Annotated in this window: 11 protein-coding genes; 4 read left to right on the top strand and 7 right to left on the bottom strand. The window is 71.7% G+C overall.

The genetic code is table 11. From position 1 onward, the window contains the following. Positions 1–117: 117 nt before the first annotated feature. Genes JJI54_RS31580 through JJI54_RS31605 form a run of 6 tightly spaced genes read right to left on the bottom strand, consistent with a single transcriptional unit; the run spans position 118 to position 8,264 of the window. Positions 118–1,512, bottom strand: a complete 1,395-nt coding sequence (locus tag JJI54_RS31580; RefSeq protein WP_203077428.1) for an amidase — start codon at positions 1,510–1,512, stop codon at positions 118–120. Further along, complete coding sequence (locus JJI54_RS31585; RefSeq protein ID WP_203077429.1) at positions 1,509–1,694, bottom strand: hypothetical protein; 186 nt, start codon at positions 1,692–1,694, stop codon at positions 1,509–1,511. Before JJI54_RS31585 ends, JJI54_RS31580 begins: the two co-directional genes overlap by 4 nt. Positions 1,695–1,707: 13 nt before the next feature. Continuing rightward, entirely contained in the window at positions 1,708–2,484 is a 777-nt protein-coding gene (locus tag JJI54_RS31590; RefSeq protein ID WP_203077430.1) for an N-acyl homoserine lactonase family protein, read from the bottom strand. Continuing rightward, on the bottom strand, positions 2,481–3,233 hold the full coding sequence (locus JJI54_RS31595) for an SDR family NAD(P)-dependent oxidoreductase (RefSeq protein WP_203077431.1): 753 nt from the start codon (positions 3,231–3,233) through the stop codon (positions 2,481–2,483). Before JJI54_RS31595 ends, JJI54_RS31590 begins: the two co-directional genes overlap by 4 nt. After that, positions 3,233–4,792: an ABC transporter substrate-binding protein gene (locus tag JJI54_RS31600; protein WP_203077434.1), complete on the bottom strand. Its 1,560-nt coding sequence runs from the start codon at positions 4,790–4,792 to the stop codon at positions 3,233–3,235. The genes JJI54_RS31595 and JJI54_RS31600 overlap by 1 nt, the downstream gene beginning before the upstream one ends. 49 nt (positions 4,793–4,841) lie before the next feature. Further along, entirely contained in the window at positions 4,842–8,264 is a 3,423-nt protein-coding gene (locus JJI54_RS31605; protein ID WP_203077436.1) for an indolepyruvate ferredoxin oxidoreductase family protein, read from the bottom strand. Between the two features lie 111 nt (positions 8,265–8,375). Between JJI54_RS31605 and JJI54_RS31610 the strand changes: the two genes are divergently transcribed. Next, positions 8,376–8,831: an Lrp/AsnC family transcriptional regulator gene (locus JJI54_RS31610; RefSeq protein ID WP_203077438.1), complete on the top strand. Its 456-nt coding sequence runs from the start codon at positions 8,376–8,378 to the stop codon at positions 8,829–8,831. A 33-nt stretch (positions 8,832–8,864) separates the two neighbouring features. On the opposite strand, the gene JJI54_RS31615 is transcribed toward JJI54_RS31610, so the two are convergent. Beyond that, positions 8,865–9,848, bottom strand: a complete 984-nt coding sequence (locus JJI54_RS31615; RefSeq protein WP_203077440.1) for a Bug family tripartite tricarboxylate transporter substrate binding protein — start codon at positions 9,846–9,848, stop codon at positions 8,865–8,867. A 256-nt stretch (positions 9,849–10,104) separates the two neighbouring features. Here JJI54_RS31615 and JJI54_RS31620 point away from each other — a divergent pair, with 256 nt between their 5' ends. The 3 genes from JJI54_RS31620 to JJI54_RS31630 are packed head-to-tail and all read left to right on the top strand — an operon-like array spanning position 10,105 to position 12,925. Continuing rightward, on the top strand, positions 10,105–11,160 hold the full coding sequence (locus tag JJI54_RS31620) for an aromatic ring-hydroxylating dioxygenase subunit alpha (protein WP_203077441.1): 1,056 nt from the start codon (positions 10,105–10,107) through the stop codon (positions 11,158–11,160). A 1-nt stretch (position 11,161) separates the two neighbouring features. After that, the gene (locus JJI54_RS31625) at positions 11,162–11,887 is read left to right on the top strand and encodes a GntR family transcriptional regulator (protein ID WP_203077443.1); all 726 of its coding nucleotides are present in this window, start codon (positions 11,162–11,164) and stop codon (positions 11,885–11,887) included. Between the two features lie 15 nt (positions 11,888–11,902). Continuing rightward, on the top strand, positions 11,903–12,925 hold the full coding sequence (locus JJI54_RS31630; RefSeq protein ID WP_203077445.1) for a PDR/VanB family oxidoreductase: 1,023 nt from the start codon (positions 11,903–11,905) through the stop codon (positions 12,923–12,925). Positions 12,926–13,178: the final 253 nt, after the last annotated feature.

Below are 13,178 nucleotides of genomic sequence, written 5' to 3' on the forward strand. Positions count from 1 at the left end.
AGATCAGTCGACAACGCTCTCGTCATGGGCTGCTGGCCTCCGCCCAGCCAGCAGCTTGAATCAGAAATCAGCCCAAGCCGGAATCCCCAATCCGATTCCGTCTATGACGATCACGCTCTAGCTGCCGGCCCCCGGCCGACGCCTTTCCCCGGCCGTCGCGCGTTCGAAGGCATGGCCGGCGCGGAGCGCCAGCGCATCCTCGAAGGGCCGGCCGACGATCTGGGCGCCGACGGGCAGCCCGCCTTCCCCGTATCCCGTGCAGACGGAGACGACGGGCTGGCCGGTGACGTTGAAGGGCGCCGTGAAGTTCGGCCCCTGCAGCGTCGCCCAGGTGCCGAGGTTGCGGAGCGGTGGTGCCTCCCCGGGCTGGCCCGCCGTGACCAGCAGGTCGCAATCCGCCATCGCCGCGGCCACGGCCTCGCAGAGTTCGCGCCGGCGGCGCTGGGCCTGGACGTAGTCGGCGCCGGTGATGAGCGCCGCGATGGACAGGCGTTCGCGCAGGTTGCGGCCATAGTCCTGGAAGCGGGTCTGGAGCCAGGGCTGGTGGATCGCCAGCGCCTCCGCCATCAGCACCACCCAGCAGGCCGCGTGGAAGTCGCGTAGCGGCGGCAGGGTGATGTCGCGGACCTCCGCACCTTCCGCGCGCAGCACGGAAACCAGGTGGTCGATGCCCGCCAGCACGGATGGCCGCGCGGGCAGGTCGGATTCGTGGAAGTGGCGGACGACGCCGATCCGCAACCCGCGCACGCCCTGCCCGAGGCCCGAGACCAGGTCGGGCGTCGGCCGGTCGGCGGAGGAGGGGTCCTCCGGGTCATGTCCCGCCAGCGCCTGCAGCAGGATGGCGCAATCCTCCAGCGTCCAGGCCATGGGGCCGACCGTGTCGAGGCTGTGGGACAGCGGCAGCACGCCGCGGCGGCTGCACAGGCCGAAGGTCGGCTTCACGCCGGCGATGCCGCACCAGGCGGCGGGCAGGCGGATGGATCCGCCGGTGTCGGACCCCGTGCCGCCCAGGATGATCCCCGCCGCCACCGCCGCCCCGGTGCCGGAGGAGGAGCCGCCCGTCGCACGTTCTGTGTCCCAGGGGTTGCGCGGTGGCGGCCAGGGCAGGTCGAAGGAAGGCCCGCCGCTGGCGAATTCATGGGTGGCGAGCTTGCCCAGCATCACCGCCCCGCCCGCCGCCCAGGCCGCGACCGGCGCCGCATCCCGCACCGGCACATGGCCCAGCAGGATGCGGGAATGGGCCGTCGTCTCGACGCCCGCGGTTTCGTAGAGATCCTTGTGCGCGACGGGGATGCCATCGAGCTTCCCGCGCAGCGCGCCGGCCATCTGCCGTGCCTCGGCTTCCCGCGCCTGGCGCAGGGCGAGGTCGCCGGTGATGCGGATGAAGGCGTGCAGCGACGGGTTCAGCGCCTCCGCCCGCGACAGCGCGGCCTGCGTCAATTCGACGGGGGACAGCGCCTTCGCCGCGATCAGCCGCGCGGCCTCCGCCAGCGTGCCGGGCAGCGCGGTCATCGGCGGGGCGTGAAGACGGAAGCGGGCTCGACCTCGACGGGTCGCGGCGCGTGCAGGCGCTCGATCAGCGCCATGAAGAGGGGGGTGGCGCCGAGCACGCTCTCCCGCCCCTCCGGGTCCAGCGTGATGCCGGCGCGCGCCATCAGCGCGTCGAAGACGGGTCCTGGCATCGGTTCGGCCATGGGCGGTCTCCCTTCAATCGAGGCGCGACAGCCAGCCCTGCGTCCCGGGCGCGGAGGCGGGATGCGCTTCCGTCACCCAGGGGTCGTGGCCGGGGATGATCAGCTCCGGCGCATCGGCCAGCGCCGACACCGTCTCGAAGGCATCGAGCGCGTCGCCGACATGGAAGATCGCGGGAAAGGGGATGCGCCGGTCGAGATTGGCGCGATGCGCGACGGCATCGGTGGCGAGGCACATCCAGCCGCGCCGCGTGTGCACCCGCACGATCTGGAGGCCATCGGTATGGCCGCCGACATGGTGGAGCGTCAGCCCCTCCGCGAGGCGCACCTCGCCGCGGTGCAGCACCAGGCGGCCGCCATGCAGCAGGTCGATGGCGGCGTTGATGTCGGCCGTCTCATAGCCCGCGCGCAGCACGGCGTGGCGCATGGCGGGGCCGGTGACGTGTGCCATCTCCCGCGCCTGGAGGTGGAAGGTGGCCTCCGGGAACAGGCCGGGCTGGCCCGCATGGTCCCAGTGCAGATGCGTCTGGATCACCGTGCGCACCTCGGCGGGCGCCGTGCCGAGGGCCGCCAGCGCCTCCTCCAGCGGCCGGAACTCGCCCTTGCCGTAGCGCGCGCAGCGCGCGGCATCCGCCGCCGTGTCCATGGCGATGACGCCACCCGGACCCCGCAGGAGGAACGCGTGGTAGGCGATGGGCATGGGCGCGTCGCCGCCCGATCCGCCCAGGAACCACTGGTTCGCGCGCCGCGCGCCATCGGCGGCGTAGCGCAGCGCATGCACTTCCCAGCTCATGCCCGCAGCCCCATCAGCGACAGCCCGCCATCCACCGTCAGCGTCGTGCCCGTCACGTAGGAAGCAAGGTCGCTGCACAGGAACAGGATGGCGCCCGCCACATCCGCGGGCTGGCCCGTGCGCCCCGCCGGAATCAGCGCCAGCTTGCGCTCCCGCCAGGCCGGATCCTCCCGCGCCATGCGGTTGAACTCCGTCTCGATGGTGCCGGGCGCCACGGCATTCACCGTGATGCCGGATGGCGCCAGCTCCAGCGCCATCTGCCGCGCGAGGCCGCCGATCGCCGCCTTGGAGGAGCCATAGGCCACCAGGCCGGGATTGGGCATCCACTGGTTGACGGAGGAGGTGAAGACGATCCTGCCCCCTGCCCCCATCAGCGAAGCCGCCTCCCGCCCCAGCGCGAAGGCGGCGCCGAGGTTGATGGCGTGGACGCGGGCGAACTCCGCATCGCTCGTCTCCGCCACCGGCTTGCGCAGCAGCACACCGGCATTGCTGACCAGGATGTCGAGCCCGCCCAGCGCCGCCGCCGCACGCCCCGGCAGCGCGGCCGCGGCGGCGATGTCCGAGAGGTCCGCCTGCAGCGCCACACCGCCCGTCTCGGCCGCCAGCGCCTCGGCGGCGTCATGCTCCGCCAAATGATGGATCGCGACGCGGGCGCCGGCCTCAGCCAGCATCCGCGCCGTGGCACGGCCGATGCCCTCCGTCCCCGCGCCCGTCACCAGGGCGCGGCGGCCCGTCAGGTCGATGGCCATCACGGCGTCGCCGGCTGCACCTCGATCGCCAGCGTCTCCTCATCGCCACGGGGCGTGAAGCGCACGCGGTCGGCGCGGCCGGCCCAGATCGCCTCGAAGGTCAGGATGGGGATGACCAGGTTCTGCGCGATGGTCCGCTCCATCGCGGCCTCCAGCACCCGGCGTCGCTCGCCATCGTCCAGGATCTGGCGGCCGCGCTGGATCAGGGCATCGGCCTCGCTGTCCGAGATGCCGGAGTAGTTGATGGCGCCGAGGCCGAGGTCGCGGTTCGGCGTGTGGATCTGGCTGGTGAGGAAGTAGCTGCTCTCCCCCGTCAGGCTGCCCCAGCCCGCGGCATGCAACGGCCATTCGCGGCGCGCGCGCTGCGGGAAGAAGGTCGCGCGCGGCTGGGCGGAGAGGTCGACGCGGATGCCGACGCGCTGCAGCTGCTGGGCCACGGCCTCGCAGATCTTGCTGTCATTGACGAAGCGGTCGTTGGGGCACGCCAGGCCGGTCTGGAAGCCGTTGGCATAGCCGGCCTCGCGCAGCAGCGCGCGGGCGCGGTCGGCATCGAATCGCGCCGGCGGGATGCGGTCCGAATGGCCGAAGAAGCCGGCGGGCACCGCCTGGTTGGCCACGCGCGCGCGGCCTTCCATCAGACGCTCCACGATGGCGTCGCGGTTGATCGCGAGCGACATCGCCTCCCTCACCCGCGGGTCGAGCCAGGGGTTGCGCGGCATGGCATTGCCTTGCGCATCCCGCACGCCCGGCAGCGGGTCCTTCCCGATCTCCGGGAACAGCATGTACACATAGGCCGAGGCGCCGCCGAAGACGCGCGTGCGGCCCTGCGTGAGCCGCGCCACATCCTGCAGCGGCACGCCGTTGATGAAGTCCACATCGCCCGAAAGCAGCGCGGCCACGCGCGCGCCGTCATTCGTGATGGGGCGGAAGGTCACGCGCTGCCAATGCGCGGGGCCGGCGAAATACTCCGCATTGCGGTCCAGCACGAAGGGCTGGCCCGGCTGCCAGGCGGAGAGGCGATAGGGCCCCGTGCCGACCGCCGCCTGGCCCGTGTTGAACTCCGCCGTCGTCCGCACGCCCTTGGCGCCGGATATGATGAAGACGTTGGAGATGTTGGTGGGCAGCAGCGGCACCGGCCCATCGGTCAGGAAGCGGACCGTCAGCGGGTCCACCACCTGCACCTCCCGGATGCCCTGGATGTAGGTGGCGTAGGAATTCGGATTGTTCGCGACGCGGGTGATGCGCTCGATCGTGAACTTGACGTCATCGGCCGTTAGCGGGCTGCCATCATGGAAGCGCACGCCAGGGCGCAGCTTGAACTCCCAGGTCGTGCCATCCACCGCGCGCCAGGATTCCGCCAGCGAGGGGCGGACCTGCAGGTTCTGGTCGCGCGACAGCAGCGTGTCATAGACGTTGCGGAGCGCGGAGGTGTTGGAGCCGAGCAGGTTGAATTGCGGGTCGAGCGTGCCGGGTTCCGTCTGCATCCCGACCGTCAGGTTCTGCGCGAGAGCCGGCGTCGTCAGGGCGCAGGCGAGGAGGGCGGCAGCAAGGCGCATCATGGTCTCTCCCGGGGGCGTGCCATATTGAGGCGCGCCCCCGGGGGCAGTGTCAACGCGAGGGGGCGATCCGCGCGGCGATCGCCGCCCAGGCGGCGCGGGTGCGTTCCACGTTCCGCGCCTTCACCGGCCCGAATCCCTTGATGCCCGCGGCGGCCTCCGCCCATTCGCAGATCGCGGCATGGGTGGCGGGCGACAGCTGCGGCAGGAAGCCCTCGATCGCGTCGCGGTATTCGGTGATCAGCGCGCGTTCCATGCGCCGCTCCTCCGTGCGGCCGAAGGGGTCGAGCGGCGTGAAGCGCAGCCGCTTGCCGTGGCGCAGCCAGCCCATGGCGCGCAGCATCCAGGGGCCGAAGGCGCGCTTGGCCGGCAGGCCGGTATTCGGATCCGGCTTCGAGAGCAGCGGAGGCGAGAGATGCATCTCGACGCGCTGCGTGCCGGTGAACTGCCCGGCCAGCTGCGCCTGCCATTCCGGCAGGCTGTGCAGCCGCGCGACCTCGTATTCATCCTTGAAAGCCATCAGGCGGTAGAGCTGGGTCGCGACGGCGCGGGACAGCCGCTCCTCGCCCGGCAGGGCCGCCTGTTCGGCGGCACGGACCCGCGCGACGAAGCCGGCATAGCGGTCGGCGTAGCGCGCATCCTGGTAGTCGGTCAGGTCCGCGATGCGGCGCGCGACCAGCGCGTCCAGCGCTTCCTTCCCGCGTGGCGTGGCGTGGCGGCCTTCCAGGGCCGCCTGGCGGCCGAGCGCGAAGGCGGCGAGGTTGCGTTCCACCTGCGCGCCGTTCAGCCGGATGGCCTGTTCGATCGCCGGCGCGGAGACCGGCACCAGGCCGCGCTGGAAGGCCAGGCCGAGCAGCCAGATGTTGAGGTAGATCGCGTCGCCGAACGATTCCGTGACCTCCGTCGCCGCGTTCACGGCATGCAGCTCCCGCGTCACCGCCGCGAGGCTCGCCATCATCCCCGCCTCGTCGTAGCGGGTGCTGGTGTCGCGCACGAATTGCGCGGTGGGGGCAAGGTCCGCATTCACCACCGCCACGGTGCGCCTGGCACCCAGCAGCGGCCGGGCATTGCGCCCATGCGCCACCACCATGTCGGAGGCGATCAGCAGGTCCGCCTGGCCCGCGCCGATGCGGGGCGCCGGGATCGTCGCTTCCTCCGTGCCGGGCAGGCCGATGCGCAGCTGCACATAGACGCCGCCGCCCTTCTGCGCGAAGCCGAGCGTATCCACGCTGCGGCTCGGCCTTCCATCGATATGCGCCGCCATGCCGAGGATGGCGCCAAGCGCCGTGACGCCCTGCCCGCCGACGCCGGCCACCATGACATTCCAGGCGCGCCCATCGACGGGCTGCGGCAGCACGGGGTCCGGCAGCGCGCCGCCGGGCAGCGCGGGCGATGCCGGCTTCGCGGGCTCCGCCCCCAGCAGCGTGACGAAGGAGGGGCAGAAACCCTGAACGCAGGACAGGTCCTGGTTGCAGGCGGATTGCTCGATCTTCCGCTTGCGGCCCCAGGGCGTCTCCAGCGGCTCCACGGCGATGCAGTTGGAAACGCGGGAGCATTCGCCGCAATCCTCGCAAACCCGCGGATTGATCACCGCGCGGCGTTCCGCCACGGCCGCCGTGCCGCGCTTGCGCTTGCGGCGGCGTTCCGTCGCGCATTCCTGGTCGTAGATCAGCGCCGTCACGCCCGGAATCGCCCGCAGCTCCCGCTGCACGGCATCCAGCGCGCTGCGGTGGTGGTAGGTGATGCCCGCCGGCATATCCGGATCGTCCTTGTGGCGATCGGGATCATCGGCGACGAGGGCGATGCGCTGCACGCCTTCGGCGCGGAGCTGCGCGGCGATGCGCGGCACGCCGGGCGCGCCTTCCACCGCCTGGCCGCCCGTCATGGCGACGGCGGAATTGACCAGCACCTTGTAGGTGATGTTGGCCTTGGCCGCGGCGGCGGCGCGGACGGCGAGGCTGCCGGAATGGCTGAAGGTGCCGTCGCCGATATTGGCGAAGACATGCGCTTCCGCCGTGAAGGGCGCGATGCCGAGCCAGGTGACGCCCTCGCCTCCCATATGGGTGAAGGGCAGGCTGTTGCGTTCCGGCATCTTCGTCGTCAGCCAGTGGCAGCCGATGCCCGCCATGGCCCGCGATCCTTCCGGCAGCCGCGTGGAGGTGTTGTGCGGGCAGCCCGGGCAGAAGGTGGGTTCGCGGATGACGAGAGGGTCGGCCGCGGCGGCGGCCTGCGCGTCCAGCTCCGCGATCCGGGCGGCCAGGGCTTCCGTGCGCAGCGCCTCCGGCAGCCGCGCGGCAAGGGCGCGGAGGATCTGCGCCGTGTCGAGTTCCGCGAGTTCGGGCAGCAGCGGCGCGCCGCGTTCATCCTGCTTGCCGACCACGCGCGGGCGGCGGTCCATCGCGTAGAAGGCGTTCTTCAGCTGCGGCTCCAGGAAGGCGCGGCGGTCCTCCACCACCAGCACCTCCTCCAGCCCCTCGGCGAAGGCGCGGGCGGCTTCCGCATCCAGCGGCCAGGCGAGGCCCACCTTCCACAGCCGCAGCCCGCCACGGCGCGCGACCTCCGGCGTGATGCCGGCATCGGCCAGCGCCTGGCGCAGCGCGGCGAAGGCCTTGCCGCGCACGACGATGCCGAAGCGCGCGGCGGGCGGATCGATCACCAGCCGGTCGAAGCCGTTGGCGCGGGCGAAGGCGACCGCTGCCGGCAGCTTGAACAGCCGCAGCCGGCTTTCCTGGTCCAGCGCGGAGGGATCGGGGATGCGCAGATGCAGCCCGCCGGGCGGCAGCGCCACGCCGTTCGGCGCCTGGGTCACATAGGCGCCGGGATCGACGCGGAGCGTCGCGGCGGCGTCCATCGTCTCCGCGATGCATTTGAGGCCGACCCAGGTGCCGGCGAAGCGCGACAGCGCGATGCCCTTCACGCCGAATTCCAGCACCTCCGCCACCTCGGCGGGATCGAGCATGGGAATCTCGAGGTCCTGGAAGGTGAATTCGCAGCCCGAGGTCACGGTGGAGGATTTGGCCGAGGGGTCGTCGCCCGAGAGCGCCAGCACGCCACCCTTGGGGGAGGTGCCGGCGGAATTGGCGTGGCGCAGCGCATCGCCGCTGCGGTCCAGCCCCGGCCCCTTGCCGTACCAGATGCCGAAGACGCCTTCATGCCGCGCGCCGGCGGATAGCGGGACCTGCTGCGTGCCCCAGACGGCGGTGGCGGCCAGATCCTCGTTCAGGCCCGGGTTGAAGACGATGTCGGCCGCGGCCAGGCGCACCGCCTGCTTTTCCAGTTCCTTGTCGTAGCCGCCGATGGGCGAGCCGCGATAGCCGCTGATGTAGCCGGCCGTGTTCCAGCCGAGCGAGCGGTCCAGTTCGCGCCGCAGCAGCGGCAGGCGCACCAGGGCCTGGATGCCGTTGAGCACCACGGGCTCCCCGGCCAGGTCCCATTTGTCATCCAGGCTCGCTTCGGGGCGCTGAAGGCTGCCCATGCGACGTCTCCCGTATCCCTGCCCCAGACCATATGGAGGATGCCCTGGCCGCACCAGGGAGTCCTGCCGTAGTCTGTTGTGCGGCGCCGAAGAAACGGAAGGATCTGCTGCATGGACCCGATCGACAGGAAGATCCTTCGGGCCCTGGCCCGGCGGGGCCGGCTGACCAATGCGGAGCTGGCGGAGGAGGTGGGCCTATCCCCCTCCCCATGCTGGACGCGGGTGAAGCGGCTGGAACAGGCGGGCGTGATCCGCGGCTATGCCGCGTTGCTGGACCAGGCGGCGCTCGGCCTGCCCGACACGGTGTTCATCGAGGTGATGATGGAACGCCATGACGAGGAAAGCCTGCGGCGGTTCGAGGCCTCCGTGAACGCCATCCCGGAGGTGCTGGAATGCCACCTGATCACGGGGGAATACGACTACATGATCAAGGCGGCGGTCAGCGGCACCCAGGGATATGAGACGCTGCTGCGGGAGCGGCTGTACCGCCTGTCCGGCATCCGGCACACGCGGACCAGCTTCGCGCTGAAATGCCTGAAGCACGAGCTGGCGCCGGTGCCGGGGTAGGACCCCTTCGGCGGGCCGGCGCCGGCCGGGCCATCAATCCATCGTCGCGCCGGTTTCGCGCACCAGGCGGCCCCACTTGTCGGATTCGGCGCGGGCGAAGGCGGCGAAATCCTCCGGCGTGCCGCCGCGCACGATGGCGCCCTGGGCCGCCAGGTTGTCCCGCATCTCCGGCACGCGAAGGATCTGGTCCACCTCCGCGGACAGGCGGCGCACCCGGTCGGCCGGCGTCGCGGCCGCCATGCAGAGGCTCATCCAGGTGGAGGAGATCAGGTCGGGCACGCCCTGCTCGGCGGTCGTCGGCACGCTGGGCAGCATGGCGAGGCGTTCGCCATGGGCCACGGCGATCGCCTTCAGGCGGTTGTCGCGCACGAAGGGCGCGGCGGAAAAGGCAGCGTCCCACATCGCCATGGTCTGGCCGCCGACGAGGGAGGTGAGCGCCGGGGCGGAGCCGCCGAAGGGCACATGCGTCGGGTTGCCGCCCTGGCCCATGGCGCGGGTCATGGCGATGGTGAGGTGGGAGGGCGTGCCGATGCCGGCGGAGGCATGGGTCAGCCCATCGCCGAGCCGGCGGGACAGGGCGAGGAATTCCTGCAGCGTGTTCGCGGGCACCGAGGGATGCACGACCAGCACCAGCGGGATGACGCTGATGAGGGAGGCGAAGGCGAAGTCCCGCATCGGGTCATAGGGCAGGCGGCGGTAGAGGTGCGGGTTGATGGCGATGGGGCCGGAGGGCGTGGCGAAGACGGTGTGCCCATCGGGCGGCGCCTGGAGGAAGGCCTGGGCGGCGACGATGCCGTTGGCGCCGGGCCGGTTCTCCACCACCACGGGCTGGCCCCAGCGTTCCGACAGGCGCTGCGCGACCAGGCGGGCCTGCGCATCGGCCGAACCCCCGGCGGCGACCGGCACGACGAAGCGCAGGGCGCGGGAGGGATAGGCCTCGACCTGGGCCAGTGCCGGGCGGGCCAGCACGGGCAGGGCGAGCGTGGCGAGGGCGGCCTGGCGGCGGGTGATGGGCATGTCCTGGTGTTCCTTCGTGGCGCCGATGCTGGGGACAGGCCGCGGGTTCTCCCGCGGCTGACCGACGGCGCGCTGTATGCAGGACATTCTGACGTTTCGTCCATATATTGCTTTCGCGACACGCCACCGGGTCCCGAGGGCAGGGCGGGGCCCGCCGCAGGCGATGGCGACGGCGAGGCTGGGCCATTTCCGATGCATCTTCACATCGGAAAAGACACCCTGTATACAGCCCCGCACAAGCCGATGGGACGACAGCATGATGGCGACCGCCCAGACCTACCCGCTCAACGCCTGGTACGCCGCCGCCTGGGACCATGAGGTCCGGCGCGAGCTTCTGGCCCGCACCATCTGTGGCAAGAAGCTCGTCCTGTACCGATCGACGGAAGGCCAGGCCGTCGCGCTGCTCGATGCCTGCTGGCACCGCCTCCTGCCCCTTTCCCTCGGCAGGCTGCGCGGCGACGAGGTGCAATGCGGCTACCACGGGCTGCGCTTCGACGCCCGCGGCCGCTGCACCCACATGCCATCGCAGGAAACCATCAACCCGGCCGCGCGGGTGCGCAGCTTCCCGGTGGTGGAGCGCCATCGCTTCGTCTGGGTCTGGCCCGGCGACCCCGCCCTGGCCGATCCGGCCCTGGTGCCCGACCTGCACTGGAACAACGACCCCGCCTGGGCCGGCGACGGCAGCCTCATCCACGCACAGTGCGACTACCGCCTGATCGTGGACAACCTGATGGACCTGACGCACGAGACCTTCATCCACGCCGACAGCATCGGCGACGATCATGTGGCGGAGGCACCCTTCGACGTCACCCATGGCGAGCGCACGGCCACCGTGACCCGCTGGATGATCGACATCGAGCCGCCGCCCTTCTGGCGCGCCCAGTTCGGCCGGCCAGGCCGCGTCGATCGGTGGCAGATCATCCGCTTCGAGGCGCCCTGCACCGTCGCCATCGATGTCGGCGTCGCCGCCACCGGCACCGGCGCGCCGCAGGGGGACCGCAGCCAGGGCGTCAGCATGGTGGTGATCAACACCATCACCCCCGCGACCGATCGCACCTGCCACTATTTCTGGGCCAATGCCCGCGACTACCGGCTGCAGGAGCAGCTGGTCACCACGCAGATCAGGCAGGGCGTCGCGCGCATCTTCGCGCAGGACGAAGCCATCGTGGAGGCGCAGCAGCGCGCCATGGACGACCACCCCGACCATGTCTTCTACAACCTGAACATCGATGCGGGGTCGATGTGGGCGCGGCGCCTGATCCAGGCGATGATCGCGGCCGAGCGTGCCCCCCAGGCCGTGGCGGCCGAGTAGCATGTCCCAGACCCTGTCCGTGCAGCTGCGGCTGCGCGACCTGATCGTCAGCGGCGCGCTGCCGCCAGGAGACCGGCTGTCCGAACCCTCCGTCGCGGAACGGCTGGGCGCATCGCGCACGCCCGTGCGCGCGGCGCTGGCGCGGCTGGCGGAGGAAGGGCTGGTGGAGCCCATCCCCTCCGGCGGCTTCGCGGTGCGATCCTTCTCGGAGGAGGAGATCCAGGACGCGATCGAGCTGCGCGGCACGCTGGAAGGCCACGCGGCCCGGCTGGCGGCCGAACGGGGGGCGCCCGGGGCGGCGCTGGCCGAGATGAAGCGCCTGGTCGCGCGCATGGATGACGCGACCAGCCCGCCGATCCGCGAGGCGAACTTCACCGAGTATGTGGCGCTTAACGCCCACTTCCACGACTTGCTGGTGGAGGCCGCCGGCAGCGCGGTGGTGGCCCGGCAGATCGGGCGCGTGGTCGCCCTGCCCTTCGCCTCTCCCTCCGGCTTCGTGCTCGCCCAGGCCGCCCTGCCGGAAGCGCATCGCGTGTTGACGGCGGCGCAGGAACAGCACCGGGCGGTTGTCGAGGCGATCGAGCACCGGGAGGGCGCCCGCGCCGAGGCGCTGATGCGCGAGCATGCGCGGCTGGCGCGGCGCAACCTCGACTGCGTGATGCGCAACCAGGAGGCGCTGCGCCTGGTGCCTGGCGGCGCGCTGATCCGCCGGCGCGGCTGGGCCTGAACGGGGAGGAACGCCATGCAACGCGACGAGGGGTGGATCACCGCCACGCTGCAGTCCACGCGCCTGCTGACGCCCGGCATCCGAGAGTTCACGCTCCTCCCGGACGGGGGCGCGACACCCTATCCCGCCGGGGCGCATCTGCGCGTCGAGCTCGAGATCGGTGGCCGGTCCTCCCTACGGCACTATTCGCTGGTCGGCGCGGCGCCGCGGGACGGCAGCTGGCGCGTCGCCGTGCAGCGGGAGGAGGCGGGCCGCGGCGGGTCGCGCGCGATGTGGGCGCTGGCCCCCGGAGCGCGGCTCCGCGTGTCCCGCCCGCGCAGCCATTTCGAGCTGGCGCCGGGCGCGCCGGAGGTGCTGCTGCTGGCGGGCGGGATCGGGATCACGCCGCTGATCGGCATGGCGGAGACGCTGCTGCGGCAGCGGGCGCGCTTTCGCCTGCTGTATGCAGGGCGGTCGCGCCGCAGCATGGCCTATCTGCCGGAGCTGTCCGCGCTGCTGGGTGATGCGCTGGTGGTGCAGGCGGAGGACGAGGCCGGGCGGCCGGACCTGGCGCAGGTCTTTGCCGGCCTGATGGCGGGGGCGGAGGCCTATGTCTGCGGCCCGATCGGCCTGCTGGGGGCAGCGAGGCAGGCCTGGGCCGCGGCCGGCCGGGCGCCCTCCGCCCTGGTCTTCGAGACCTTCGGCTCCTCGGGCCACGCCGCGCCGGGCGCCTTCACGGTGCATATCCCACGCCTGGGCCGGGAGGTGGCCGTCGCCGCCGATGTCAGCATGCTCGAAGCGCTTGAGGCCGCCGGCATTGGCGTGCTGTCGGATTGCCGGCGCGGGGAATGCGGGTTGTGTGCGCTGGACGTGCTGGGCCTGGATGGCCGGATCGACCATCGGGACGTCTTCTTCTCCGCCAGGCAGCACGACGAGAACCGGCGGCTCTGTGCCTGCGTCTCCCGCGTGGTGGGGGAGAGCATCACCATCGATCCGCCCTGGCGCGGCGATGCGCCGCTGGCGCCGGGACAGGGCGAGAGGCGCGTTGCGCCGGCGTGAGGGGGCGGGCCTGGCGAGGCGTGGGTCGTGGTTGATCGTGCGGCGCGTGCGGCGCGGCTGCACGGGTTGGGGCTGAGCTACAAGCTGATCGGGGTGTTTGCGCCTGGGTGAGAGGGTGCCTGGCGTTGTTGATTGTGTTGTTGGGTTGTGGACGCGAAACAGCCCTTAGATCGATGATCTAAGGGCTTAATTCATGGGATGCGGGGACAGGATTTGAACCTGTGACCTTCAGGTTATGAGCCTGACGAGCTAC

Source organism: Falsiroseomonas ponticola, from assembly GCF_016805305.1.
GTDB classification, from domain to species: domain Bacteria; phylum Pseudomonadota; class Alphaproteobacteria; order Acetobacterales; family Acetobacteraceae; genus Falsiroseomonas; species Falsiroseomonas ponticola.